The sequence below is a fragment of the Streptomyces yongxingensis genome (genome assembly GCF_055597465.1).
This window is the reverse complement of sequence record NZ_CM145717.1, coordinates 9,024,647-9,048,942: the sequence shown is the minus strand read 5'-3', so window position 1 is coordinate 9,048,942 and position 24,296 is coordinate 9,024,647. Positions and strand designations below refer to the sequence as shown.

25 protein-coding genes are annotated in these 24,296 nt (G+C 71.3%); 11 read left to right on the top strand and 14 right to left on the bottom strand.

Annotated elements, in window-relative coordinates; translation table 11 throughout:
• Nucleotides 1-122: 122 nt before the first annotated feature.
• The 3 genes from ACZ6TD_RS38830 to ACZ6TD_RS38820 all read right to left on the bottom strand — a co-directional run bounded on the left by ACZ6TD_RS38830 (nucleotide 123) and on the right by ACZ6TD_RS38820 (nucleotide 2,466).
• Entirely contained in the window at nucleotides 123-926 is an 804-nt protein-coding gene (locus ACZ6TD_RS38830; protein WP_471345657.1) for a LamB/YcsF family protein, read from the bottom strand.
• Nucleotides 923-1,627: a GntR family transcriptional regulator gene (locus ACZ6TD_RS38825; protein ID WP_020873163.1), complete on the bottom strand. Its 705-nt coding sequence runs from the start codon at nucleotides 1,625-1,627 to the stop codon at nucleotides 923-925. Before ACZ6TD_RS38825 ends, ACZ6TD_RS38830 begins: the two co-directional genes overlap by 4 nt.
• 92 nt (nucleotides 1,628-1,719) lie before the next feature.
• Nucleotides 1,720-2,466, bottom strand: coding sequence for a dienelactone hydrolase family protein (locus tag ACZ6TD_RS38820; protein ID WP_471345655.1), 747 nt, complete (start codon nucleotides 2,464-2,466; stop codon nucleotides 1,720-1,722).
• Between the two features lie 109 nt (nucleotides 2,467-2,575).
• Between ACZ6TD_RS38820 and ACZ6TD_RS38815 the strand changes: the two genes are divergently transcribed.
• Nucleotides 2,576-3,058 (top strand): MarR family winged helix-turn-helix transcriptional regulator, encoded by a 483-nt coding sequence (locus ACZ6TD_RS38815; RefSeq protein ID WP_471345653.1) that lies wholly within the window; start codon nucleotides 2,576-2,578, stop codon nucleotides 3,056-3,058.
• Between the two features lie 53 nt (nucleotides 3,059-3,111).
• Here the strand turns inward: ACZ6TD_RS38815 and ACZ6TD_RS38810 are convergent, their stop codons facing one another.
• Entirely contained in the window at nucleotides 3,112-3,999 is an 888-nt protein-coding gene (locus ACZ6TD_RS38810) for a serine hydrolase (RefSeq protein WP_471358429.1), read from the bottom strand.
• 494 nt (nucleotides 4,000-4,493) lie between these two features.
• On the opposite strand from ACZ6TD_RS38810, the gene ACZ6TD_RS38805 reads away from it, so the two are divergent.
• From ACZ6TD_RS38805 to ACZ6TD_RS38790, 4 genes are all read left to right on the top strand, one after another.
• Complete coding sequence (locus tag ACZ6TD_RS38805; protein WP_471345651.1) at nucleotides 4,494-5,735, top strand: PP2C family protein-serine/threonine phosphatase; 1,242 nt, start codon at nucleotides 4,494-4,496, stop codon at nucleotides 5,733-5,735.
• An 83-nt stretch (nucleotides 5,736-5,818) separates the two neighbouring features.
• Nucleotides 5,819-6,568, top strand: a complete 750-nt coding sequence (locus ACZ6TD_RS38800; RefSeq protein WP_471345648.1) for a transporter substrate-binding domain-containing protein — start codon at nucleotides 5,819-5,821, stop codon at nucleotides 6,566-6,568.
• Between the two features lie 313 nt (nucleotides 6,569-6,881).
• Nucleotides 6,882-7,316, top strand: a complete 435-nt coding sequence (locus ACZ6TD_RS38795; RefSeq protein WP_471345646.1) for a DUF6069 family protein — start codon at nucleotides 6,882-6,884, stop codon at nucleotides 7,314-7,316.
• Nucleotides 7,317-7,609: 293 nt separating this feature from the next.
• Nucleotides 7,610-7,762, top strand: coding sequence for a hypothetical protein (locus ACZ6TD_RS38790; RefSeq protein ID WP_471345644.1), 153 nt, complete (start codon nucleotides 7,610-7,612; stop codon nucleotides 7,760-7,762).
• Nucleotides 7,763-7,837: 75 nt separating this feature from the next.
• On the opposite strand, the gene ACZ6TD_RS38785 is transcribed toward ACZ6TD_RS38790, so the two are convergent.
• Nucleotides 7,838-8,722 (bottom strand): SDR family oxidoreductase, encoded by an 885-nt coding sequence (locus ACZ6TD_RS38785; RefSeq protein ID WP_471345643.1) that lies wholly within the window; start codon nucleotides 8,720-8,722, stop codon nucleotides 7,838-7,840.
• Nucleotides 8,723-8,833: 111 nt separating this feature from the next.
• Here ACZ6TD_RS38785 and ACZ6TD_RS38780 point away from each other — a divergent pair, with 111 nt between their 5' ends.
• A complete protein-coding gene (locus ACZ6TD_RS38780) occupies nucleotides 8,834-9,406 on the top strand; it encodes a TetR/AcrR family transcriptional regulator (protein ID WP_471345641.1) in 573 nt (190 codons plus the stop codon).
• Nucleotides 9,407-9,424: 18 nt separating this feature from the next.
• On the opposite strand, the gene ACZ6TD_RS38775 is transcribed toward ACZ6TD_RS38780, so the two are convergent.
• Nucleotides 9,425-10,231, bottom strand: coding sequence for an alpha/beta fold hydrolase (locus tag ACZ6TD_RS38775; protein WP_471345640.1), 807 nt, complete (start codon nucleotides 10,229-10,231; stop codon nucleotides 9,425-9,427).
• Between the two features lie 61 nt (nucleotides 10,232-10,292).
• On the opposite strand from ACZ6TD_RS38775, the gene ACZ6TD_RS38770 reads away from it, so the two are divergent.
• Nucleotides 10,293-10,721, top strand: a complete 429-nt coding sequence (locus ACZ6TD_RS38770; RefSeq protein ID WP_471345638.1) for a MarR family winged helix-turn-helix transcriptional regulator — start codon at nucleotides 10,293-10,295, stop codon at nucleotides 10,719-10,721.
• Between the two features lie 12 nt (nucleotides 10,722-10,733).
• Here the strand turns inward: ACZ6TD_RS38770 and ACZ6TD_RS38765 are convergent, their stop codons facing one another.
• A complete protein-coding gene (locus ACZ6TD_RS38765) occupies nucleotides 10,734-11,420 on the bottom strand; it encodes a DUF899 domain-containing protein (protein WP_471345636.1) in 687 nt (228 codons plus the stop codon).
• 169 nt (nucleotides 11,421-11,589) lie between these two features.
• On the opposite strand from ACZ6TD_RS38765, the gene ACZ6TD_RS38760 reads away from it, so the two are divergent.
• Complete coding sequence (locus ACZ6TD_RS38760; RefSeq protein WP_471345634.1) at nucleotides 11,590-13,686, top strand: SpoIIE family protein phosphatase; 2,097 nt, start codon at nucleotides 11,590-11,592, stop codon at nucleotides 13,684-13,686.
• Between the two features lie 13 nt (nucleotides 13,687-13,699).
• Here the strand turns inward: ACZ6TD_RS38760 and ACZ6TD_RS38755 are convergent, their stop codons facing one another.
• From ACZ6TD_RS38755 to ACZ6TD_RS38730, 6 genes are read right to left on the bottom strand one after another with little or no spacing between them, the layout of a single operon-like run.
• Nucleotides 13,700-14,623, bottom strand: a complete 924-nt coding sequence (locus tag ACZ6TD_RS38755; protein ID WP_471345632.1) for a LysR family transcriptional regulator — start codon at nucleotides 14,621-14,623, stop codon at nucleotides 13,700-13,702.
• 60 nt (nucleotides 14,624-14,683) lie between these two features.
• Complete coding sequence (locus ACZ6TD_RS38750; protein ID WP_471345630.1) at nucleotides 14,684-16,036, bottom strand: MFS transporter; 1,353 nt, start codon at nucleotides 16,034-16,036, stop codon at nucleotides 14,684-14,686.
• A gap of 54 nt (nucleotides 16,037-16,090) precedes the next feature.
• Nucleotides 16,091-17,260, bottom strand: a complete 1,170-nt coding sequence (locus tag ACZ6TD_RS38745) for a M20 family metallopeptidase (protein ID WP_471345628.1) — start codon at nucleotides 17,258-17,260, stop codon at nucleotides 16,091-16,093.
• Entirely contained in the window at nucleotides 17,260-17,934 is a 675-nt protein-coding gene (locus ACZ6TD_RS38740; protein WP_471345626.1) for a DUF1028 domain-containing protein, read from the bottom strand. Before ACZ6TD_RS38740 ends, ACZ6TD_RS38745 begins: the two co-directional genes overlap by 1 nt.
• Nucleotides 17,931-18,413 carry a RidA family protein gene (locus ACZ6TD_RS38735; protein ID WP_471345624.1) on the bottom strand — a complete coding sequence of 161 codons (483 nt, stop codon included), beginning with the start codon at nucleotides 18,411-18,413 and terminating at the stop codon, nucleotides 17,931-17,933. Before ACZ6TD_RS38735 ends, ACZ6TD_RS38740 begins: the two co-directional genes overlap by 4 nt.
• 18 nt (nucleotides 18,414-18,431) lie before the next feature.
• Complete coding sequence (locus tag ACZ6TD_RS38730; protein ID WP_471345622.1) at nucleotides 18,432-19,754, bottom strand: flavin-containing monooxygenase; 1,323 nt, start codon at nucleotides 19,752-19,754, stop codon at nucleotides 18,432-18,434.
• Between the two features lie 522 nt (nucleotides 19,755-20,276).
• Between ACZ6TD_RS38730 and ACZ6TD_RS38725 the strand changes: the two genes are divergently transcribed.
• Both ACZ6TD_RS38725 and ACZ6TD_RS38720 read left to right on the top strand, forming a co-directional pair.
• A complete protein-coding gene (locus ACZ6TD_RS38725) occupies nucleotides 20,277-21,569 on the top strand; it encodes a family 2 encapsulin nanocompartment cargo protein terpene cyclase (RefSeq protein ID WP_471345619.1) in 1,293 nt (430 codons plus the stop codon).
• A gap of 17 nt (nucleotides 21,570-21,586) precedes the next feature.
• Nucleotides 21,587-22,486, top strand: coding sequence for a geranyl diphosphate 2-C-methyltransferase (locus ACZ6TD_RS38720; protein ID WP_471345618.1), 900 nt, complete (start codon nucleotides 21,587-21,589; stop codon nucleotides 22,484-22,486).
• A gap of 230 nt (nucleotides 22,487-22,716) precedes the next feature.
• Here ACZ6TD_RS38720 and ACZ6TD_RS38715 read toward each other — a convergent pair whose 3' ends face one another.
• Complete coding sequence (locus tag ACZ6TD_RS38715; protein ID WP_471345616.1) at nucleotides 22,717-23,541, bottom strand: oxidoreductase; 825 nt, start codon at nucleotides 23,539-23,541, stop codon at nucleotides 22,717-22,719.
• 38 nt (nucleotides 23,542-23,579) lie between these two features.
• On the opposite strand from ACZ6TD_RS38715, the gene ACZ6TD_RS38710 reads away from it, so the two are divergent.
• Entirely contained in the window at nucleotides 23,580-24,140 is a 561-nt protein-coding gene (locus ACZ6TD_RS38710) for a TetR/AcrR family transcriptional regulator (RefSeq protein ID WP_471345614.1), read from the top strand.
• The last annotated feature ends 156 nt before the right edge of the window (nucleotides 24,141-24,296 follow it).

The window sequence follows — 24,296 nt, the reverse complement described above, 5'->3', positions numbered from 1 at the left end:
GGGCACGTTCACAGACGTCACGTTCGCAGGGGGCACCTCCGCCGGGGGCACGGCGGCCGGGGGCACGTTCGCAGGCGGCACCTCCGCCGGGGTCGTGCCCGCCGGGGCCGCGTCCGCCGGGGTCACGGCCGCACCCCCACCCGGTCGGCGGCGGCCCCGGGCGGGCCCACCGCGACACCCCCCGACGCCAGCGCCTCCCGTACGGCGGCTGCCAGCCCGGCCGCGCCGGGGGTGTCGCTGTGCACGCACAGCGCGGCCAGCTCTCCGCCGTCCGGGGCGATCCGTACGACGCTGCCGCTCACCGAGACCACCGTCCCCGACTCCGCCATCCGCAGGGCGCGTTCGGCCGCCTCGGCCGGGTCCGTGATCAGGGCGCCGGGCGCGGACCTGGGCACCAGCAGCCCCTCGTCGGTGTAGCCGCGGTCGATGAACCCCTCGGCCAGCGGGCGCACCCCGGCCTCCACCGCCCGCTCCCAGACCGCGGTGCGCGGCTGGCACAGCAGCGGCAGCGCGCGGTCGTAGAGGGCGACCGCCTCGACGATCGCGGCCGCGTGCCCGGTGTGCCGGGCCGCCGCGTTGTAGAGCGCGCCATGGGCCTTCACATAGCCGACGCGACCGCCCGCGAGCCGGGCGAACACCTCCAACGCGCCTATCTGATACAGGAGTTCGTTGACCAGCGTGGCCGGCGGCACGTCGATGAAGCGGCGGCCGAAACCGGCCAGGTCGCGGTAGGAGACCTGGGCCCCGATCGCCACGCCCCGGGCGGCGCTCGCCTCGCAGGTGCGGCGCAGGATGTCGGGGTCTCCGGCATGGAACCCGCAGGCCACGTTGGCCGCGGTGACCTGGTCGAGCAGCTCGCCCTCGTCGGCCGGCCCCCAGACCCCGAACCCCTCGCCCACATCGGTGTTGAGCGCGAGGGCGGTCACCGGGCCGACTCCGCCCAGTACGCCTGCAGGGCGCCGCTGCTGTTCTCCCAGGCCGTGTGGAGCCCTTCCTGGCCGCCGTCGATGTGCGCCGTGATCTGCCGGGCCAGCTCCTCCGCGTCCCCGTCGGCCAGCGCCTGGACCATCGCGGCGTGCTCATGGTGGACCCGGCCGTACGCCGAGGTGCCATGGACGTAGAACCGGGAGTACGGCTCCAGCCGGTGGTACATCTGCGAGATGATCTCGTAGCGCATGGGCAGCCGGGACAGCCGGTACATGTCCAGATGGAAGGCGAGGTTCGTCCGCGACCAGATATCGGCGCCGGACCCCGCGGCCCGCTCCATCGCGGTCGCCATCTCCTCGAACCGGCTGATGTCGCGCCGGGAGACCCGCTCGGTGACGTGCTCGGCGAAACTCGGCTCGATGAGCCGCCGCAGGTTGTAGATCTCGTCGATCTCCTCGAGGTCCAGCACCGTGACGAACGTGCCGCGGCCCGGCGTCGAGCGCAGCAGGCCCTCGCTCGCGAGGGTGCGCATGGCCTCCCGCAGCGGGATGCGGCTCACCCCGAAGCGGTCGGCGAGTTCGTCCTGGACCAGTCGGTGGCCCGGCGGGTAGACGCCCTCGACGATCAGCCGGCGCAGCTCGTCGGTGAGGGCGTCGGCGCCTTGGGCATCACCGCGGCGGCCTCTGTCTTCTCGGCTCATATACTGTGTATACAGTGCATGCACCGGATCCGTGAAGGGGTCGGGCCGCGGGAAATCCGCCCGTCGGGTTCGCTCTCCGCGCCGGAGCCCCCTCAGCCGCCCGCCAGGGTGCGGTCCAGGAGCGGGAGCAGCCGGTCCCAGTGGCGTCGCAGCGCCGAGGGGTCGAAGGCGTCGGTGTCGGACATGGTGAAGCCGTGGACGGTGCCGGGGTAGATCTCGGAGGTGTGGTCGACACCCGCGGCGTCCAGGGCCTGGTTGAGCTCGCCGAGGGCCTCGGGCGTCATATCGGTTTCGGCGTGGCCGAGGTGGACCTGGGCGGTGAGCCCGGAGAGGAGGCGGTGCAGGCCGTCGGGCCCGTCGGCGACCACGGGGCCGTGGAATTCGGCGACGGCGGCCACCTGACCGGGGTGGGCCGCGGCGGTGCGCATCGCCAGGAGACCGCCTATGCAGTAGCCGATCACGCCGACCGGTCCGGCGCCCACCTCGGGCCGGGTGGTGAGGAACCTGAGGTAGGCATCGGCGTCGCGCAGGATCCGTTCGGTGGTGTGCGCCTCGATCAGGGGCATCAGCTGCCCGACGAGCGCGGGCCGGACCTCTTCTCCGATGTGCTCGGGAAGTTCGATCAGCGGTGCCGGGCCGTGCCGGTAGAAGAAGTTGGGGACGAGCACGTAGTACCCGTGCCCGGCCAGTTCGCGGGCCATCTCCCGCAGCACGGGCCGGATGCCGAAGGCGTCCGCGTACATCAGCACCCCCGGGTGCCGGTCGCCGTGGTCGGGGAAGGCGGCGAAGGCGTCGGCCTGACCGTCCGGGGTGGGGATCCGCAGTGTCGTGGTGGGCAAGGGGTTCCTTCCATGGAGTTCGCTCAACAAACGTTTGTCGCACTAACGTTGTCGGCGCGAGTGAACGTACATCGTTAGTGGGACTAACGCAATCGGTAGGATGGGCGCCATGACCAGAGCCGAAGCCGCGGACGTTCCCGACGACGGCGCGCCCCGGACGCCCGTACGGCTGCGTCGACTGGCGAGCCGACTGCTGTCGCAGCTGACCACGCGGTCGGACCGGCTGATCAACGAGGGGCTGGCCCGGGCCGACGCCCGCAAGTGGCACTACGCCGTGCTCGCCTCGCTGCAGGAATACGGCCCGGCCAGCCAGGCGACGTTGAGCAGGCGCACCGGCATCTACCGCAGCGACATGGTCGGTGTGCTCAACGAACTCACCGAGCGTGGCCTCGTCGAGCGGGCGCCGGACCCCGACGACCGGCGCCGCAACACCATCACGATCTCCCCCCGAGGCCGCCGCCGACTGCGCCGCCTCGACAAGGTCCTGGACGAACTCCACGACGAACTGCTCGCGCCGCTGACCCCGGCCGAGCGCGACCAGTTCGTACGGTTGCTCAGCCGCTTGCTCGACCACCACACCGGGACCTCCTGACCCCGATGGGCCGGCCCGGTGCGGCCTTCGCTCCGCTTTCGGACACGCCCTGGTCAGGGCTGAGCGCTGGACGCGGATGCGTTGAGGTCTTGGTGGACCGCGCGGGCGACGCCCTCGATGTTGGCGATGCCGTCGTCCATCGTGGCGTTGTCCTGCGAGAGCACCGTGATCGTGTAGTCGTGGTCGCCACCGGTGAAAGCACCGAGGCTGTGCACCCGCCAGCCGTTCGTGGCCCGCTCCAGCCAGCCGTTCTTCACATGCACCTGTGCGTCGCCCGGCGCGCCGGCCGGGGTCCCCCAGCGCTGCGAGGGGATGACCTCGCCCATCAGCTTCAGGACGTAGCCGCGGGAGTCCTCGCCGAGCACCGGGTTCGCGCGGGTCACCAGGTCGAGGAGCTTCTCCTCGTCGTTGGCGGTGATCTGGGTGAGCCCCCAGTGCCCCTCGCTGTCGAGGACGGTGTTGGTCATCCCCGCGGCCTGCAGGAATCCGTTGATCTTGTCCGCCCCGAGCTGCTTCCACAGCGCGGTGGTGGCATCGTTGTCGGACTTCGTGATCATGGCGGTGGCACGGTCCTTCTCCTCCTGCGTCAGGGCGCGATCGTCCTTCTGCGCGTCCCACAGCAGGGTGGCGAGCACGGTCACCTTGACCGTGCTCGCGGAGTCGAACGTCCGGTCCGCGTCGAGAGTGCAGGTGGTGTTCGTGGTGCGGTCATGGAGGCTGATGGCCGTCGTGGCGGGGGAGCCGTCCAGTGCCGAATTGATGTCTTGGGAGAGCTTGTCCGCGAGCCCCGGCTCGTCCGAGGTGCAGATCGCCGCCTGCGGGGTGGCCGCGTGAGCCGACCCCACCGAGGCGATCGTCGGCACGAGTGCCCCGGCGGCCAGCGCCGCTCGTGACGCCAGCGTGGTCCGGGGAAGCCGGGATATTCGTCGGTGTCGCCCCATGGTGTGCTTGTCCATTCGCTCGTGGTGCGGTTCATCGCGCGGGGACCTTCGCATCGCCGCGAAGACATCCCGGTGCTCCAGCACTGGATGACGAGCCGGCGGCGGGTGAGGTTCAAAAGCGTGTCCGAATCTCACAAGATCGCTCCACAACCGGCACAGCAACCGGGCAGCCCGACACGGTGCGACCGGGGCCGTCGGCGCCCTACGCGATTCAGCCGCCCCGCACTACGGGGTATCCGGCGGGGAGGGGAGCGGCCCGCCGCGGGCGTCACGATCCGTCGCCTGGCCGGAGGCGTCAGGGACGCGCCCGGTTACGGGCCGTCCCGGCGAGGAGGCCCCCATCGGAGACCAAGGCGATCAGGACGCGGATCATGCCAGGAGCGACCGTGAGCCATCCGGCCAGTGCGGCCTCCGGCGAGCCGACAGGCCGTCGCTCGGGGAGGGCCGCATAGTCGAGAATCGGAGATGAGGGCCGGGCCGGACGGGAGAAGGTTGTGAGCGCACCTCGGATCGACTATCAGGCGGTGTTCGCCGTCATGCCCAGCCCCTGTCTGGTGCTGGCCCCCGACCTGGTGATCGTCGAGGTCAACGAGACCTATCTGCGGGCCACGGGGCGGACCAGGGAGGAGCTGATCGGGCATTACCTCTTCGAGGTCCACCCCGACAATCCGGCGGACCCGGATGCCGACGGGGTGCGCAATCTGGACGCCTCACTCCAGCGAGTCCTGCGCTTGAAGAGAACGGACACGATGGCGGTGCAGAAGTACGACATCCCCGTCTCCGGGCGTCCGGGAGTGTTCCGGGCGAAGTGGTGGTCGCCCATCAACACACCCGTCCTCGGACCTGGTGGAGAGGTGCGGTGGATCATCCACCGGGTGGAGGACATGACCGAGTTCGTGCTGACCCGCCCGCCGCGCCCCGGGCCGGAGGACACGGGCGAAGAGCGCGAGGCCATGGAGGCCGAGCTGTACACGCGGGCGCGGGAACTCCAGCGCCTCAATGAGGAACTCCGCGAGGCCCACGACCGGGAGCGCCGGACCGCCCTCACCCTCCAGGAGGCCATGCTGCACTCCCCGGACCTGGCCGGGCACCGCGAAATCGCCGTGCGCTACATGCCCGCCGCCCGGTCGCTCAACGTGTGCGGCGACTGGTACGACGTGGTGGACCTGTCCGCGGACACCTTCACCGTCGCGGTCGGCGATGTGGTCGGCCACGGCCTGGAGGCAGCCGCCGTCATGGGCATGCTCCGCAGCGCCCTGTCCGCCGCCGTCCGCGCCATCAGCGAGCCCGGCAGAGCGATGGACGTCCTGAGCCTCTACGCCCGCGCCTTCGAGGGCGCACTGGCCACCACCGCGGCCAAGGCCGTCATCGACACCCGTCAGCAGCGCATCACCTACACCAGCGCCGGCCACCCGCCGCCCGTCCTGGCCCGGCCGGACGGCACCGTCGACCTGCTCGACCAGGCCACCAACCCTCCGCTGGGCCTTGTCGCCGACCACCTCCCGCGCCCTCAGGCCACGGTGTCCTACGCCCCGGGCGACACCCTCGTGCTCTACACCGACGGACTCATCGAACGCCGTGACGAGGACATCGACGTCGGGCTGCGCCGCCTCACCGACACCCTCGCCCGCCACACCTCTCTCGACCCCGACCATCTGGCCGACACCCTGCTCACCCGCCTCGGCGTGGCCGAAGGCGGGCGCGACGACATCGCCCTGATCGTCGTCCGGCTCTGAGATCCCGCCGGTTCACGCGTCGGCCGACCGGGTTCCCCGTTCCTGGAACAGGGGTGGCGTGCACCCGTTCCTAGACTCGGCCCATGGAGATCACCGACATCGCCGCGCTCGCCCGCGACCTCGCCCCCACCGGAGTGCTCCGCGCCTCCACCGGAGTGCTCCGCGCCTCCATCAACCTCGGCAACCCCGTCCTCGCCCAGGGCGGCCCGGACGCGCCCGGCGGTGTCACCGTCGATCTCGCCCGTGAGACGGCCCGGCGGCTCGGCCTGCCCGTGGAGTTCGTCTGCTTCGACGCGGCCCGCAAGTCCTACGAGGCGATGGCCACCGGCCGCGCCGACCTGTGCTTCCTCGCCATCGAACCGGCCCGCGAGGCGGAGATCGCGTTCACCCCTCCGTATGTGCACATCGAGGGGGTGTACGCCGTCCCGGCCGAGTCCCCACTGCGGACGCCGGAAGACGTCGACCGCCCGGGCATCCGCATCGGGGTGAAGCAGGGCTCGGCCTACGACCTGTACCTCACCCGCACCCTGCGCCACGCCACCGTGATCCGGGGCCCGGAGGGGGTGGACGTCTTCCACACCGAGAAACTGGAGGCCGCGGCGGGAATCCGGCAGCCACTGACCGCGCACCTCGCCGATCGGCCCGAACTGCGCCTGGTCGAGCCCGCGTTCATGACCATCCGGCAGGCCGTCGGGACAACGAGGACACGACGCCCGGAGACCGTGCGCTTCCTGGGCGAGACCGTGGCCGACTTGACGGCCTCCGGGTTCGTCGCCGAGGCGCTCAGCCGGTCCGGGCAGAACCCGGCACTGGCCGCGCCGACGGAGCGGTGAACGAAGCGGGGCGTCATTCCCCTGGAGGGACTGCCCGGCAACCTGTCCAGTAGGCGAAACGACGGCGGCAGCGGTGGCGTATGGGTCCTTGCCGCGATCGGAGCCGCAGGCGCATGCGAAGCCCCCGGCGCACTCCCCAAGACCTCGGGGGCTTCGCCATGTCCGCCGGTGGTCGGCACGTGGCCGGAAGCGCGCCCTCCGAAACGATCAACGAGCAGACTGACGTGGCTGTCAACAGCCCCGCACTCCTGCCCCACCCGACCCGCGAGGCTGCTCACCACCCACTTTCCCCATAATCCACGGAAGAAGTTCCATGACTGACACCGCATCCACCCGCCCCATCGCCGCCATCGCCCGCCTCGTCATACCCGCGGCCCTGGCCGCGACGGTCGCCGTCCTCGTGGGCTACCTGATCTTCGACGCTGCCGGAGCCGACTTCGACGTCACCATGTCCGGCACCGAGAGCACCGTCACCGCGGTCCAGGCGTGCCTCGCGGCCTTCCTGGTGAGCCTGGTCGGCGGCACCGCCGCGCTGCTCATCGCGCGGCGCACGGCCCAGCCGACGCGTACCTTCGCCGCGATCGTGACCGTCGCCGTGGTGCTGTTACTCGTCGGGCCGCTGGTGGGCGCCGACCAGGCCCTGACCGTCGTGGCCCTGGAAGTGCTGCATGTGCTCGCGGCGGCAGCCGTGCTCCTCGTCATCCTGCCGCGGATCGGCACGACCACCACCACGTCGACGGACGCCTGACCGCGTCGCGCCCGTGAGTGCCTTCCCGTTCCTGGGCACGATGGGGCCACGAACCGATAAAAACTCGCCGACCTACGGGATGCGGTCCTCGCACCCGTAGGAGCCGCAGGGCGCCAGCCCGGCGGGGTTCACGGCCAGCGCGGCCGGCCCGCCGCTGCGAGCAGGCGACGTCCGCGCCCGAGCGGAAGAAGTGCGGCGAGCTTCCAGCGCAGTGATCCTCGACCGGCCGCCGGTGGTCACGGAAACCTCAACAGGCCGCCGCACACACCTACTTCTTGGCATATGTTGGACGGATGAGTTCACATGACCTGGAGCCCCGGCCTCCGTCCCCACTGGTGGAAAAGATAGACAGCGCGCTGGCGGTATTGATCATCGTCGGTATCTTCGGCGGATCGTTCTGGCTGGCCTCGGGCCTCACCTCCTCCTACATGCTGCTCTTCACCTGAGACGCTCGGGCCGGGTGCGGACCGCGGACGCCCCGGCCCCCGTCCCTGCCCCCGCCCCGGCCGCGCCCGACGGCGTCAGTCGGTGGTGAAGTAATGGCCGTCGTCGAGGTCGGCGATCAGGCCGGGGTGGACCGGGTCCCAGCCCAGCAACTGCCTGGTGTCGGCGTTGGGCATGGTGATGTCCATCGTGATGAACGGGAAGCCCGTGAAGTGGTCCGCGGCTTGTTCGGCCGGGATGCTCACGGCCGGGACGTTCAGGTGGCGGCCGATGGTCTCGGCGATCTCGCGCACCGTGATGCCTTCCTCGGCGGCGGCATACAGCTGCGAGCCGGCCGGGGCCTTCTCCAGCGCCAGCCGGTAGAGGCGGCCGACGTCCAGGGTGTGACCGGCGGGCCAGCGGTTGGTGCCGTCGCCGACGTAGCCGGACACGCCCGTGTCACGAGCGATCTTGATCAGCATCGGGATGAAGCCGCCCCTGTCCCGGGTGCTGTGCGTCACCGGCGGGATCGCGACGAGCACGGTCCGCACGCCGCGTTCGGTGAAGTCGTTGATGGCGCGCGATACGGCGGAGCGGGGGTTGGCGTCTATCGCCGCGTCGCGCTCCGTGTCGCCGGTGCGCGTCAAGCCGACGCCGATGAGGGTCTTGCCGGTGCCGGCCAGCGTGTCGCCGAGTGTCCGCACCACCGCCAGGTCGGCGGCCACCGCGTCGGCGAACTTCCCGGCGGGGATGGCGTCGTGATTGAACGCGAGGTGGACGACCGCGTCCGCGTCGGCCGCGGCCCCGCGCAGACCGTCCAGGTCGTCGAGGTCGCCGCGGCGCACCTCGGCCCCCAGGGCCTTGACGGCGTCGGCCGAGGCGTCGGACCGCGCCAGGCCGACGACCTCGTGTCCGGCCTGGAGCAGTTCGGGCACCACGGCCGACGCGATGTGGCCACTGGCACCGGTGACGAATACACGCATGCGTAGCTCTCCTGGAGGGATGCTCCGCCCGGGCGGAGCGAAGTGATGTGACTTGGTACCGTCACCATAGCCGAAGTGACGTTACCAAGTCACATCACTTATGCTGTGCGCATGGCTCGATGGGAACCGAACGCGCGGGAACGGCTGGTACGCGCCGCACTCGACCTGTTCACCGAGCAGGGCTACGACGCCACCACCGTCAACGAGATCGCCGATCGGGCCGGTCTGACCAAGACCACCTTCTTCCGGCACTTCTCCGACAAGCGGGAAGTGCTCTTCGCCGGCCAGGACACCCACGCTCGGCTCCTCGCCGACGCGATCGACGCGGCGCCCGGCCCGGCCACACCGCTCGAAGCGGTCCGCGCGGCCCTCGACGCCCTCACCGCCACCTTCACGGACGACCGCCGCGAGGTCGGCGCCAGGCTCCGCCCGGTCATCGCCGGCCACACCGAACTGCAGGAGCGCTCCGCCTTGAAGCGCGCCAAACTCGCCGAAGCCATGACGAACGCACTCCACCAGCGCGGCGTACCGGAACCGACCGCGAGCCTCGCCGCCGAACTCGGCATCCGCGCCTTCTCCGACGCCTTCGACCGGTGGGCCGATCCGGCGAGCACGCGGACGCTCACCGAACTCACCCGCCACACCCTCGACGAACTCCGCGCCGCACTGGTCGCCCTCGACTAGAGCTTGTCCGCCCGGACTTCAGATGGCGCTGAAGTTGGCCGTGCGGTGGGCGTGGGCCTCGATCAGGGCGAGCGTGGCTTCCGGCCGTTCGATCTGGGGCAGGTGGCCGGCTCCGGGGATGACGTCGAAGCGGGCGTTGGCGAAGGCCGCGGCGTAGGCAGCGCCGTAGGCCGGTGTGACCACGCGGTCGCTCTCCCCCCACAGCAGGAGTGCCGGTGTCTCCACACGGCGCAGGCGGCGCAGCAGCTTCGCGTCGTGCATGTACGGCTCGCCCGCGAGAACGCGCATGGTGGCCATGTTGGCCTGCCGGACGGCGCGTTGGCCGGCCGGTATGTCGGCGGGGTCCACGTAGTAGCGGTCCGGGTCGTGCCAGGAGTGCTCCGCCACACCGCGGGCGTCCAGGGCGAAGAAGTCCGTGATCGGCTCGCCGGGGATGTGCACGCCGACCGCATCGATCAGGACGAGGCCGCTGATGACACCCGCGGTGTCCCGCACCGCCATCTCGGCCGCGATCCACCCGCCGAGCGAGGAGCCGACGACCAAGACGTCGCGCAGGCCGCGGTCGTGCAGGAGGTGCAGGTAGGTCAGGGCCAGATCGTCCACGCCGGTCAGCCAGTCGGGTCGAGGCGTCCCCTCCCAGCCGGGATGCACGGGCGCGAGCGTGTGCGCGGTGCGCGAGAGATGCGCGGCGATACCGGCGACCGTGGCGGGCCCGCCACCTCCGTGCAGGACGAGCACCGGGCGGCCGGTGCCCGCCTCGGAGAGGGTGAGGGCCAGATCGTCGCACGCGGCCACATGGGCAAGGGAGTTGATGTCCGTTGTCATGACTCAGACTCTAACTAAGCTTCTTTAATTAAGCTAGTTTCATTGCGGGTAGACTTACAGCATGGATGCCGATCTGCAGGTTTTGGGGCGCGCGGTCAAGCAGGCGCAGTACCGACAGCACCGAGCGCTGGACAGTGCGCTGGGCGAGGTCGGTACGACGCTGGCGCAGTGGGACGCGCTGCGCGCCATCAGCGGCCGGCCCGGAGCGTCGGCACGCGAGCTGGCCGCGGTGACGTTCCAGAGCGAGCAGGCGTTCGGAGCGCTCGTGGGCCGCCTGGCCGCCCAGGGACTGGTGGAGCGCAGGCCGGGCCACGGACGCCGGATCGAACATCGCCTCACACCCGCCGGCGAACAGACCCTGGCCGCCGGCCACCAGGTCAGCGAAAAGGTCCTGGAGGAGTGTTTCTCACCCCTCCCGTCCGCGGACCGGGCAACCCTGCTCGGCCTGCTGCGACAGCTCAACGAGGAGGCCCCGCCCTCGTCAACCTGACGTCAGGCGCCCTCACGTGTCCCGGCCGTAGAGCGCGGCGATGTCTTCGGAGGTGGTCCACCGGCTGTAAGTGGGCTGCTGCGGCCACCCGTCGGGCGAGTCCTGCCATTCCTCCTGTCGCCCGTACGGCAACAGGTCGATCAGCGCGAAGGAGTGGCTGAGCTGCTCGGTGCCACGGCCGTTGGTGTGCCAGGTGCGGTAGACGGTGTCGCCGTCGCGCAGGAACACATTGACGGCGAATCCTCCGCCGGGCGGTGCGCCGACGTCGGCACCGAACGGGCTGTTCGCCGTGGAGTACCAGGTCATCGCGTTCCCGACCCGCCGCTTGTAGGCGAGTGCCTCGTCGATCGGGCCCTGGGTGACGACGACGAACCGGGCGTCGTAGTTGGCCAGGAACTCCAGCCTGGTGAATTGCGAGGTGAACCCCGTGCAGCCCGGGCACTGCCACTGCTCGCCGGGGAACCACATGTGGTGGTAGACGATCAGCTGCTTCCTGCCGTCGAAGAGGTCCACCAGCCGAACCGGTCCGTCCTCGCCCTCGAGGGTGTAGTCGGGCATCTCGACCATCGGCAGGCGGCGGCGCTGGGCGGCGATCGCGTCGAGTTCCCGGGTCGCGGCCTTCTCCCGGACACGCAGCGCTTCGAGCTCGCGCTGCCAGGTAGCGGCGTCCACGACGGACGGCAGTGCGTTGGTGGTCATGCCATGGTCCCTTCCTGATCATGTGTGTGTGGCGTGCGGTTGTAGGTGTAGACCCCGCTCGGTCGTCGAACTCATCGGCAGGCGCGTTACCCTTTTGACAAGGCATCGACCGATATCGGTGGCTACGGAGGGTATCGGGATGGCGCGGAGAGCCGGGGCCTATTCCGAGGTGAAGCGGAGGCCGGCCGGGTTCGCGGACGTGCCCGAGGCGCCCGCTCCGGCCCTCGCCCTCCTGGGCTCCGACGGCACCGTCCTGGCGTGGGGAGAGGGCTGCCGGCGGCTGCTCGGGCACCGCGCGGAGGACGTCGTGGGGCTGCCGGTGCGGCAGTTGCTGGAGACCCCCATCGAAGCGGTGCGGTGGTCCTCGGCTCCGGGAGACATGGGGAAGCGTGGCGGCCGGCGGGCCGCCAACGCCGTCGTGAAGGTCAGGCACCGGGACGGCGAGGACTTCCGTCTCACGGTGGAGATCATCGCGCTGACCGGCGGGGACGGTGAGAGCTGCTGGTTCGTCGCCGTCACGGGGGCGCCGGACGGAGTGCGGACCGCCGACGCCGAAGCGACGCTTCTGGACCGGTCACCGCTGGCCGTGGCGGTGTGGGACACGCGCACGCGGCTGCTGTGGTCGAACCGGGCCTGCCGGGAGATCGTGGGCCGCTCCGAGGTGGACGCGCCCACCCGGTCCACGCGGCGCACCGTGCGCGGTTTCGACCGGACCACCATCGAGCCGGTGATACGGCAGGTGCTGACCTCCCGGGAGCCGGTCGGCGACCATGTGCTGCGGTGGGTGTCGCCGGAGCACGGCCGGGAGGTCGTCTTCTCCTCCTCCGTCTTTCCCCTCGCCCCCGAGGGCGGTGACCCGCTGGGCGTGTGCACCGTCTCCTTGGTCACCAAGAGCGGGGAGCGCGAGCGGCTGGCGCTGCTCGGCAGAGCGGCCAACCAGATCGGCACCACGCTGGATGTGATGACGACCGCGCAGGAACTCGCCGACATGGCCGTCCCCGCCCTCGCCGACTACGTCACGGTGGATCTGGCCGACGCCGTCCCGCTGGGCGGGGAGCCACTGAAGCGGATGTCCGAGGCCCCCTCCGGCATCCCCGTCTTCCGCCGCGCGGGTCAGTCCTCCATCCACGGCGGTATGCCCGAGGCCGCCTTCCTGGTGGGGGATGTGGTGTACGTACCGCCCGGATCGCCGTTCCTCACCGCGCTGTACGGGGACCGGTCCTACTTCGCGCCGGTCATGGAGACCGGCCCGGGGACATGGCTCGACCGTGACCCCCGGCGCAGACAGCTCATCCACGACACCGGCATGCACTCGGTGATGATGATCCCGCTCAGGGCCCGCGGCACCATCCTCGGCATCGCCGTGTTCACGCGGACCGACAACGCCGTGCCCTTCTCCCAGGACGACCTGCTGCTGGCCGAGGAGCTCTGCGTCCAAGCGGCGCTGAGCCTGGACAACGCCCGCCGCTACGCGCGGGAGCGGGCCGCCGCCCTCGCCCTGCAGCGCAGCCTTCTGCCGCAGGAGCTGTCGGGCGGCGCCGCGGTGGACCTGGCCGGCCGCTATCTGCCGTCGGACCGGCACGAAGGGGTGGGCGGGGACTGGATGGACGCCATCGAGCTGCCGGGCGACCGGATCGCCCTGGTCATCGGCGACGTCATCGGCCATGGCATCAACGCCGCCGCCGCCATGGGCAGGATGCGCGCCGCGGTCCACACCCTCGCCGCCCTCGACCAGCACCCCGCGGAACTGCTCGACCACCTGGACAAGGTCACCGCCCGGCTCGCCGACACGGGCACCTGGTCCCCGGGGTACTCGTCGGTCACCGGCGGAACCTGCCTCTACGCCGTCTACGACCCGGCCATCCGCGTCTGCACCCTGGCCCGCGCCGGGCACCCGCCACCGATGCTGGTGACCCCCGACGGCCACGCCAGGATCGCCGACACACCGGTGGGCCCGCCGCTCGGCATCGGCACCGGGGCTTATGAATCCGTCGACCTGGAGCTCCCCGAGGGGAGCCTGCTCGCCTTCTTCACCGACGGACTGGTGGAGACCCGGCACGGCGACATCGACACCGGGCTCGACCGGCTGCTCGCCGCGCTGCGACACCCCTCGGCGAGCCTCGAGGCCCTGTGCGCCCACGTCATCGCGCGGATGACCACGGACGCTCCCCCGGAGGACGACATCGCCCTCCTCATGGCCCGGACACGCGCCGGCGAGGGCAGCCGGGCGGCCGCCCCCGGGGAGCACCGCGGGCCGTCGGCCTGACGCACACCGCCCGTCACGGGATCGTGGGGGCGGCGACCTCCCGCAGCAGCTCCATCACGGCCTGGGCGCGGGCGGTCTGGGTCATGCCCTTCAGCGAGGCGATCTTGACTTCGAGCGGGGGGCTTCCGTCCCGCAGCTCCAGTTCCGCGATCTCGCCGCCACCGTAGGTCTGGCTGGTCGCCGGCCGCTGGTTCAGCACGGAGTATCCGAGCCCCCGGGCCACCAGGGACCGCACCGTTTCGTAGCTCCGGGTGCGGTAGCGGACATCGGGCGCGGTGCCGGTGGCGGCCACCAGCGAGCGGAAGTAGTCGCGGCTGTGCGGCAGGTCGAGCAGGACGAGGGGTTCCGCGGACAGTTCGGCGAGCTCCACGGTGCCCTGCCGGGCCAGCGGGTGATCGGCCGGGACGATGACGTAGGCCGGGGCCCGCGCGATCGTCTCGCTGCGCAGGTCCGGCTCGGCCGACAGACCCAGGCCGTAGGTGAGGGCGAAGTCGATGCGCCCCGCGCCCAGGGCCTGGACGAGCTGATCGGTCTCCGCCTCCACCACGTCGATCTCGATGCCCGGGTAGCGGCGGGTGCATTCGCTGAACAGGGGCGGCAGATAGTACGGGGCCAGCGTCACGAAGCAGCCGACGGCCACCGGCCCGGAGATCGTCCCGCCGTCTCCCCGGGCCTCCCGCTCGACCTCGCGCGCACGGGCCAGCAGCTCCCGCGCGTGGCTCTGGAGCCTCTCCCCCGCGGGCGTCAGGGTCAGTCCCCGGCCCCTGCGGCGGATGAACAGCTGCACCCGCAGGTCACGCTCCAGGTTGTGGATGGCCGCGGACACGGCGGACTGCGCGATGTGGAGGGCCCCCGACGCCTCCGTCATCGAACCGCGCTCGGCGGCCTCGAGGAAGTAGCGGAGTTGCAGGAGGGTGAAACCCACCGGTGACGTCATGCGTGACCCTCGCGCCTGGTGATCGGTGTCCGTGCCGCTGCCGACCCTATGCGGCGGCGTCTATGGGCGCTCAGGGGGCACGTCGGCGACGTCCTCGGGGCGCAGCAGGGCGGAACCGGTGGTCTCCTTCAGGGTCAGGGCGGCGATGAGACCGCCGGCGGCGAACACCATCAGGTAGGGGCCGGGCAGCAGGGTGGAGCCGGTCGCGGAGATGAGCACGGTCATCAGGTACGGCACCGTGCCGGCGAACAGGGCGGCGGTGAGGTTGTAGGCGATGGACAGGCCGCTCTGGCGGGTGCGGGTGGGGAAGATCTCCGCCGACCACACCGCGTAGGTGCCCAGGATCGCGGCGAGGATCGCACCGAGCAGCAGACCGGCGACCCAGGTTCCGGCGAGCCCGGTCCGCATCAGGAGGAACGCGGGAGTGGCGAGGACCAGGAGGGCCGTGGTGGCGCCGACGAAGACCGGTTTGCGTCCCACGCGGTCGGACAGCAGCCCGAACACCGGGACCAGCACCAGCCCCAGCAGCGAGATCACCGTGGACAGCAGGGCGGCGCTGCCGGCCGAGTGCCCCAGGTGGTCGGTCTCGTAGGTGACCAGGTACGTCAGCACCGCGTAGAAGGGCACGTGCATGGCCGCCATCAGGCCCGCCGCCTGGAGCAGCTGCCGCTTGTGGTGGCGGAGCAGGTCCCGTACGGGGGTGCGCGGCACGGCGTCGTTGGCCTCGAGGGTGCGGTACTCGGGGGTGTCCTCGATCTTGTTGCGGATGATGAAGCCGATGACGCCGAGCGGCGCGGAGATGAGGAAGGGGACGCGCCAGCCCCAGGAGGTCAGCTGGGCCTCGTCGAGCCCCGTCGACAGCAGCAGGTACACGAACGAACCGGCGAGAAAGCCCAGCAGGGAGCCGACCTCCAGCCAGCTCACCCCGAATCCGCGACGGCGCCGGGGGGCGCTCTCGGCGAGGAAGCTCGCCGCGCTGCCGAACTCGCCGCCCGCCGCGAATCCCTGGATCAGGCGCAGGATCACCAGGAGCACCGGGGCGCCGACCCCGATCGCGGCGTAGCCGGGGAGCAGGCCGATCGTCAGGGTCGCGCCGGACATCATGAAGATGACCAGTGACAGGGTGCGCTTGCGGCCGATCCGGTCGCCGAGGGGTCCGAACACCATGGCACCGATGGGCCGGATGCCGAAGGACACGGCGAACACGCCGAAGACGGCGAGCAGTCCGGTGGTGCCGTTCTCGTCCGGGAAGAACACGGTCGCGACGGTACCGGCGAGATAGGCGTAGGCGGCCCAGTCGAACCAGTGCACGAACACGCCGACGGCTCCCGCGGCAACGCTCCTGCGCAGTGCGACGGCGTCGGTGGCCACCTCGACCTCGGCCGTGGTGACGTCGGTGTGAGTGGTGGGCATTGCGCGCCTCCTTGGGGATGGGGTGGAAGAAGCCGGAGCTGTGCGGCCGCCTGGTCAGTGGCTCGCGTCTCGGGCCGGGCTCCGGTCCACACCGGTCCAGGCCAGCGCCGTCGCCCCGTCGAGCAGGGCCCGCTGGGCGGTCCCGCCCACGCAGAACGCGGCGAACTCGTGCTGGTGGTTGGTGGCGGGCAGCGAGCCGATGCCGATGTAGGGGTGGATGGCGGGCACCACCTGCGAGACGTTGCCCATGTCGGTGGAGGCGCGGTTCATCCGGGATGCCTGCCCGGGCGGCGCGAACTCCCGCCCCAGGGCGAGGGCGTTCGCGCGGTAGTGCCCGAGAGCGGTCTCGTCGTTACGGAACTCCGCGTACGGCTTGCTCTCCGGCTCGATCTCCAGCTCGCACCCGGTCGCGAGGGCGCCCGCCTCGAAGGCCCGCATGACCCGTGGTTCCAGCTCGGCCAGTTCGGCGAGGGTTTCCGCCCTGACGTACCAGCGGCCGGTGGCCCGCTCCGGGATGGCGTTCGGGGCGTCCCCGGCGTGGGTCACCACGCCGTGCACCCGGGCGGAGGCCGGCAGCTGCTGGCGGAGCAGCCCGACGGCGACCTGGGCCACGGTGAAGGCGTCGGCCGCGTTGATCCCGGCCTCGGGGTAGGCCGCGGCATGCGCTGACCTGCCGGTGTAGGAGATCCTGGAGTGGCTGACCGCGAACGGCCGGGCCTCGGCGACGTCGACCGGCGCCGGATGCACCATCATCGCGAGGTCCACCCCGGCGAAGGCGCCCCGGTCGAGCATCTCGATCTTGCCGCCGCCGCCCTCCTCCGCCGGGGTGCCGTACACCTCGACGGTGAGGCCCGCGTCGTCGGCGACGGCGGCGAGGCCCAGCGCGGCGCCGACCGAGCTCGCCGCGATGAGATTGTGCCCGCACGCGTGGCCGAGGCCGGGCAGCGCGTCGTACTCGGCGCACAGCGCGATCCGCACCGGCCCGCTGCCGAACCGGGCGCGGAAGGCGGTGTCCAGACCCAGGTAGGACGAGGTGACGTCGAATCCGGCGCGGTCCAGCAGCTCGGGTACGGCGGCCGCCGCCCGGTGTTCCTCCCAGGCGGTCTCCGGGTCGGCGTGCAGCCGCTCGGACAGCCGGATCAGCTCCTCGGCGTGCCGGTCGACCCCGTGCCGGGCGGCCTCTTTGAGCGGCCCCGTCGTCCCCGTCGTCCCCGTCGTTCCCATCACTGATCGCCCGGCACGCCGTAGGAGGGGGCGGAGGCGGGATCGAGTCCACGGCGCACGTAGTCGTCCCGCTGCGGCAGCCAGACGGCGAGGAGTTCGGCGAGCCGGTCGACGGGGTCGTCGGCCCAGTCCACGCGCAGATCGGTCACCCGCCAGTCCACGTCCGCGACGACCGCGAGTCCCGCGGAGTACACCGGCCCTTCCTCGCCACCGGCCGCGACGGCCGCCTTCAGGGCGATGACCAGCCGCTCTTCCAGCTCCCCCGCGGCGGCGGAGTACGCGTCGAGGAGGACGCCGGGGATGTGCTCGCCGCACAGCATGTTCCCGGCCGCCACCGCGCCCTCGGCGGTGGCCGAGGCGTACGTGCCCAGGGTGTGCGAGCCGCTGTAGGCGAACCCGGGCCCGGAGCGGCCCACCACGGTCAGCTGACGGTAGGCGATGGACTTCGCGTTCCGCGCCGCGCCGGTGACACCGGCCAGGGCGCGTTCCGCGTCGCCGTGTTCCGCCAGCCCCTCCAGCAGGCTCGTGCCGAGCGTGGGGTCGGTGACGTTCTGCGAAGCCGCCGCGCCGACCCCGGGCCGCAGATGGGCGACCCGGGCGGCGACGGCCGGACTGGACGAGCTGGCCGCGATGCCGAACCGCTCGCCGTCGCGGACCACCAGGGAGAACGTCATGCCCGCTCCTCCTCGGGGATCACGGCGACGGCGTCGATCTCGCACAGCCACTCCGGACGGGCCAGGGCCGACACCACCAGGCCGGTGGAGATCGGGTGGACGCCCTTGGTCCAGCGCCCCACGGTGCGGTACACCGCCTCGCGATAGCGCGGGTCGACCAGATAGATGGTCAGCTTGACCAGGTGCTCCATCCGGCTGCCCGCCTCTTCGAGCAGCATCGCGATGTTCGCCATGGCCTGTTCGGCCTGTGCCTCGGCGTCGCCGATGCCCACCGACTCGCTGGTGTCGAGGTTCTGGCCGATCTGGCCCCGGACATACACGGTGTCGCCGGCCACGACGGCCTGACAGAGGTCGTTGTCGAGGTTCTGCTCGGGATAGGTGTCGCGGGTGTTGAACGGACGGATCCGGGTGTGCCCGCCGACGACGATCGGGGCCTTGACGGCCTTCGCCCGGCGGCCCTCGCTCGTGGAGGTCATCATCTGCTCCTCAGTTGCCGCTCAGTTGCTGCTCAGCTCTTCCAGGCCGCCGGTCTTCCAGGCCGCCGGGGCGGCACCGGGCCGGTCGGTGGTGCCGTACGCGAGGTAGCCCCGCCGGGTCGTGATGTGGTCGGCGATGTACCTGGCGTCGTGCCAGACGCCCCAGATGAAGCTCGATCCGCGGCGGGACAGCCAGGGCAGGCCCAGGAAGTAGACCCCGGGCTCGGACGACACGCCGCGCCGCTGGTCCGGCCGGCCGTGCTCGTCGAACGCGTCGACCTCGAGCCAGCCGTAGTCGGTGGCGAAGCCCGTCGCCCAGACGATCGAGGTGACCCCGGCCCCGGCCAGGTCCAGCTCCAGCCGGGGGTCGGCCACCCCTTCCGGGTCCGGCCCGAGGACGTGGGCCTCCGGCTCCTCGGGGAGCTCGAGCCCATTGCGCTCGACGTACTCGTCGGCCGCCCGGAGGAGCTCCAGATACTTCGCGTCGCCGAGCGCGATGTTCGTGGCGAGATCCGGCGCGAAGCGCAGCACGCCGTCGTCGTAGGACGCGGTCAGACCGACGAGCTCGATGCCGTCGGCGGCCAGGGCACGGAAGTCCACGGTGTGGCCGCCGCGGGCGCCGCTCACCGCGATGGTGACGTGTTCGGCACCCTGCGGCGGCGTCTCCGCGTCCCAGCGCCCGAGCACACCGAGCCACCAGCAGAAGTCCCGTCCGCGGTACTGGCGGGCGGGGCGGTCGTGCGGACCGACGGAGAGGAAGACCCGGCGGCCGGACCGGCGCAGCTCGTCGGCGATCTGCACCCCCGAGGACCCGGCCCCGACCACGAGGACCGCGCCCTCGGGAAGCTGCTCCGGATTGCGGTACGCGCTGGAGTGGATCTGCGTGGGGACGGCGCCGTCCGGGACGATGGGCGGGATCACGGGCCGCTGGAACGGTCCGGTCGCGGCCACGACGAAGCGCGCGTCGATGGGGCCCTCCGACGTCTCGACCCGGAAGCCGGGCCGACCGGGGGGCTTGCGCACCGAGGTCACCTCGACACCGCACCGGATCGGGGCACCGATCTTCTCGGCGTACCTGACGAAGTAGTCCGCGATCTGGTCCTTCGAGGCGAAAGCATCGGGGTGGACGTCGGGGTCGACGTCGGAGAACTCCAGCCCCGGGAACCGGTCGTGCCACGCGGGCCCGTTCGCCACCAGGGAGTCCCACCGCTCCGACCGCCACCGCTCGGCGATACGGTGCCGCTCCAGCACGATGTGCGGCACACCGTGGGCCCCCAGGTGCTCGCTCATCGCCACGCCGGCCTGGCCCGCCCCGACGACGACCACTTCGGTCTCTTCACTCAACGTTCAGCCTCCACTCAGGCGGCGGTCCATCCCGGTGTCGCGTTGACCGGCCACCGCACGAGGGATCCTTGGACATGCCCGTAGTTCTGTCCAACAGATGTTTCCGTGGTAGGCGATCTGATTTATAGATTCAGAATGGGCGGTCGGGATGAGGCCGAGCGGCAGGCACAGCACCACAACTGCCGCACCAGGCCCAGCACCCCTGCGGAGGGCCCGAGTTCGTCCTGCACGGCAGGGACTCGGGCGGACCAGGAGGCGAAGATCGCCTCGGTCGGCAGACCGGCCGACGCTTCTCGGACCGTCGGCCACCCGGGCAAACATCGCGCGGGACTAGATCATCTTATCGAGTTAATGTCCATGGCTTCTCAGGGCCGACTGGGCGCACCAGCCGCTAGTGTTCCTGCGGATCTGGACGGATTCTTGAGTGTTTGCCCTTCCCCTCACGACAGCCCGGCCCCTCTCCGGGCCGTCCGAGCGCGCCCGACGTCCGGGACAGCCACCCCACCCACCGAGGAGCCATGCATGCCCGCCCCTGAGCTTTCCCCTCCGCGATCGAGCCTGCCTGCGGCCGCTTCCCGCTCCGGGGCGTACGTCCTCGCCGAGGCCGCCGCCCGCGCCCACGACATCAAGGCCGCCACCGGTGTCCGCTCCCCGGTGCCTTCCTCGCCCGACCCGACTCCCGTCGACATCCCCGCCGCCGACCTCCCCGCCGCCGAGGTGCGGACACCCAGCGCCGACGTTGAACGGATCCTGCGTGGCCCAAGCGGCCTCGGCACGGCAGGACTGCACCTGGCCCGGCGCGAGGAGCCGCCGACACCGCCGGTGGTTCCGGCGGAAGGCAACCCGATCCCGGGCCTCTACCACCACCCCGTACCGGAGCCCGACCCCGTGCGGGCGGAGGAGGTCGGCCGCAGGATCAAGGCATGGGCATTGGACGAGGTCGACCTGTACCCCGAGGAGTGGGAGGAGCAGTTCGACGGCTTCTCCGTGGGGCGCTACATGGTCGCCTGCCATCCGGACGCTCCCACCGTCGACCATCTGATGCTCGCCACGCGCCTGATGGTGGCGGAGAACGCGGTGGACGACTGCTACTGCGAGGACCACGGAGGCTCGCCCATCGGCCTCGGCGGACGCCTTCTGCTGGCGCACACCGCCCTCGACGCCCTGCACACGACGCGGGAGTACCAGCCGCGGTGGGCTGAGTCGCTCCACTCGGACGCGCCCCGACGCGCCTACCGCTCCGCCATGGAGTACTTCGTCCGAGCGGCCGGCCCCTCCCAGGCCGACCGGTACCGGCACGACATGGCCCGTCTGCACATGGGGTACCTCGCCGAGGCCGCCTGGGCCCAGACGGACCACGTCCCCGAGGTGTGGGAGTACCTGGCGATGCGCCAGTTCAACAACTTCCGCCCCTGCCCCACCATCACCGACACCGTCGGCGGCTACGAACTACCGGCCGACCTGCACGCCCAGCCCGCCATGCAGCGGGTCATCGCGCTCGCCGGAAACGCCACCACCATCGTGAACGACCTGTACTCGTACACCAAGGAACTCGCCGGTCCCGGCCGGCATCTGAACCTGCCCGTGGTGATCGCCGAACGTGAGGGCCGCTCCGACCGCGACGCCTATCTGAAGGCGGTCGAGGTCCACAACGACCTCATGCACGACTTCGAGGCCGAAGCCGCGGCCGTGGCCGTCACCTTCCCCCTCCCGACCGTGCAGCGCTTTCTCCGGGGCGTGGCCGCGTGGGTCGACGGCAACCACTACTGGCACCAGACCAACACCTTCCGCTACAGCCTGCCCGATTTCTGGTAAGAAGAATGGAACCAGCTGTGACCAGCACCGACCTCAGCGCCGACATCGCCGCCCCCTCCTCCGGCGCCTCCGTGTTCATCCCCGCCCCGGCGACCCCCTACCAGGGGGACATCGCCCGCTACTGGGACCGCGAGGCCAGGCCCGTGAACCTGCGCCTCGGCGATGTTGACGGCCTTTACCACCACCACTACGGCATTGGAGACGTCGACCGCGCCGCCCTCGGCGACGCCGACGACAGCGCATACGAGAAGAAGTTGATCGCCGAGCTCCACCGCCTGGAGTCGGCACAGGCCGCACTGCTCCTGGACCACCTCGGCCCCATTGAGCGTGACGACACGCTCGTTGACGCCGGCTGCGGCCGCGGCGGCTCGATGGTCATGGCCCACCAGCGCTTCGGGTGCCGGGTCGAGGGCGTCACACTGTCGGCCAAGCAGGCCGACTTCGCCAACCAGCGTGCCCGCGAACTCGGCATCGAGGACCACGTCCACGCCCGCGTCTGCGACATGCTCGGTACGCCCTTCGAGACCGGGCAGGTGGCGGCCTCGTGGAACAACGAGTCAAGCATGTACGTGGACCTCGAAGACCTCTTCGCCGAGCACTCCCGCGTCCTCGCCATCGGCGGCCGCTACGTGACCATCACCGGCTGCTGGAACCCGCGTTACGGCCAGCCCTCGAAGTACGTCTCCCAGATCAACGCGCACTTCGAGTGCAATATCCACTCCCGCCGGGAATACCTGCGCGCCATGGCCGACAACCGCCTCGTACCGCAGGCCGTCGTCGACCTCACTCCCGCGACCCTGCCGTACTGGGAGTTGCGGGCCACGTCCTCACTGGTCACAGGCATTGAAGAAGCGTTCATCAACTCCTACCAGGACGGCTCCTTCCAGTACCTGCTCATCGCGGCCGACCGCGTCTGACCGTCAGCCTCCGTTCCGCGGGTGACAGCGCGCCCGGGCGCCGTACCGCGTCTGCTGAGCCACGCGCTCAAGACTCCGAACCCCGGTGCGCCCCCGGCCGACATGGGTCCGCCCCCGCCGTCAGTGGCGGGGCCGGACCCGTGTCGGCGCTCTGAACACGCCTCAGCGGTTCAGCCCCGAAGGCGGTCGCGGCCGACCCCACGCGCCCGGCCGCGTGACGGGGCCGGGTGTCACACCTGGGCGAGGATGCCTCCGTCGACGCGGAACTGGGATCCGGTGAGCCAGCGCGCCCGCTCCGACACCAGGAACGCGACCAGCTCGGCGGCGTCCTCAGGGGTTCCGGGGCGGTTCATCGGCACGTTCAGCCGCGCCGCGAGGTCGCGCTGCGCCTCCTCCAGCGAAACCCCCTGCCCGTCGGCGATCTTCTGGTGGTGCGCGACCGCCCCCGGGGTGGCGATGAAGCCCGGCAGGACGCACACCACCCGTACCCCGGCCGGGCCGACCTCGGCCGCGAGCGAGCGGCTGTAGCTGTTCAGCGCGGCCTTGGCTGCCGCGTAGGCGGCCTGGCCCGGCTGCGGCAGGTGGCTGGCGATGGACGAGACATGCACCACGACCCCCGAGCCGCGCTCCACCATGCCCGGGACCAGTTCCTGGTCCAGCCGGACCGCGGACAGCACATTGACCTCGAGGTCCGACCGCCAGGATTCCTGCGACCGGGTCAGCGTGTCCTCCGGGGCGCTGGCGGCACCGGCGTTGTCGACGAGGATGTCCACCCCGCCGGCGGCGTCGCGCACCCGCTCCGCCAACTGCCGTGCTCCGTCGGGATCCGCGAGGTCCGCGGTGAAGAACCGCGCCGGCAGCGAACCCTCGGGCGGCGCCGTTCTGGCCGACGCGAACACGGTCGCGCCCGCCGCGGCGAGTCGCCGCACGATCGCCGCGCCGAGCCCGCGGCTCCCGCCCGTGACCAGCGCGCGCCGCCCCGCAAGCCCTTCATCGGGAATCGCCAGGGGCACACCGCTCCCACCAGCAGGTACGTTGCTCTCTGTGCCGTTCATGCGGCCACAATACCTGACTTACCAGTAAGGCAGTTTCCATGGCAGAGCAAGCCGATCGAAGGCGCACCGACACGCGGCGACGCGTGCGGGCCATCGCGCTGGAACTGTTCACCGAGCAGGGCTATGAGCTGACCTCGTTGACTCAGGTCGCCAGGCAAGCGGGCGTCACCAGACAGGCGGTCCTGCACCACTTCGCGAACAAGGAGGAGTTGCTCACCAGTTCCTACCAAGAACTGCTCCCGGCACTCGACGTCATCATCGAGTCCGCACGCGCCCACCCGCCTTCCGCCGCGACCCGCATGCGAGCCATCGAGCAGTTCGCCGCCCTGGTCCGCGGCGAGCACGGCGCCTCACTGGTGTGTGCCCAGCTCAACGAGCACGCCCTGCGGGGCCTGGCCGCCGCGCGCACACTCCAGCAGCGGCTGGGCGACCTGACCCGCGCACTGGCCACCGGCGAAGGGCCGGAGGGCACGATGCGCGGACGGCTGGCCCTGTCCGCTGTGATCATGGCCGCGGCGCGCGGACGCGAACTGGGCGGCCGACAGGCAGAACGCCACAAGGCGGCCCTCGCGGTGGCCCGCTCGCTGATCGGGTCCTAGCAGGAGTCGCCTTCACGCCACGGTGGCCCCTTTCCCACGGTCGGCCCGGGGCCCCTCGGCTATCGGAACGGTCTGCGCTGGTTCAAGCGCGTACCAAGCAGGACCCGGGAGTTTCTTGGGGAGCCGGTGGCCGACGAACTTCTTGCCGCGTTCCGA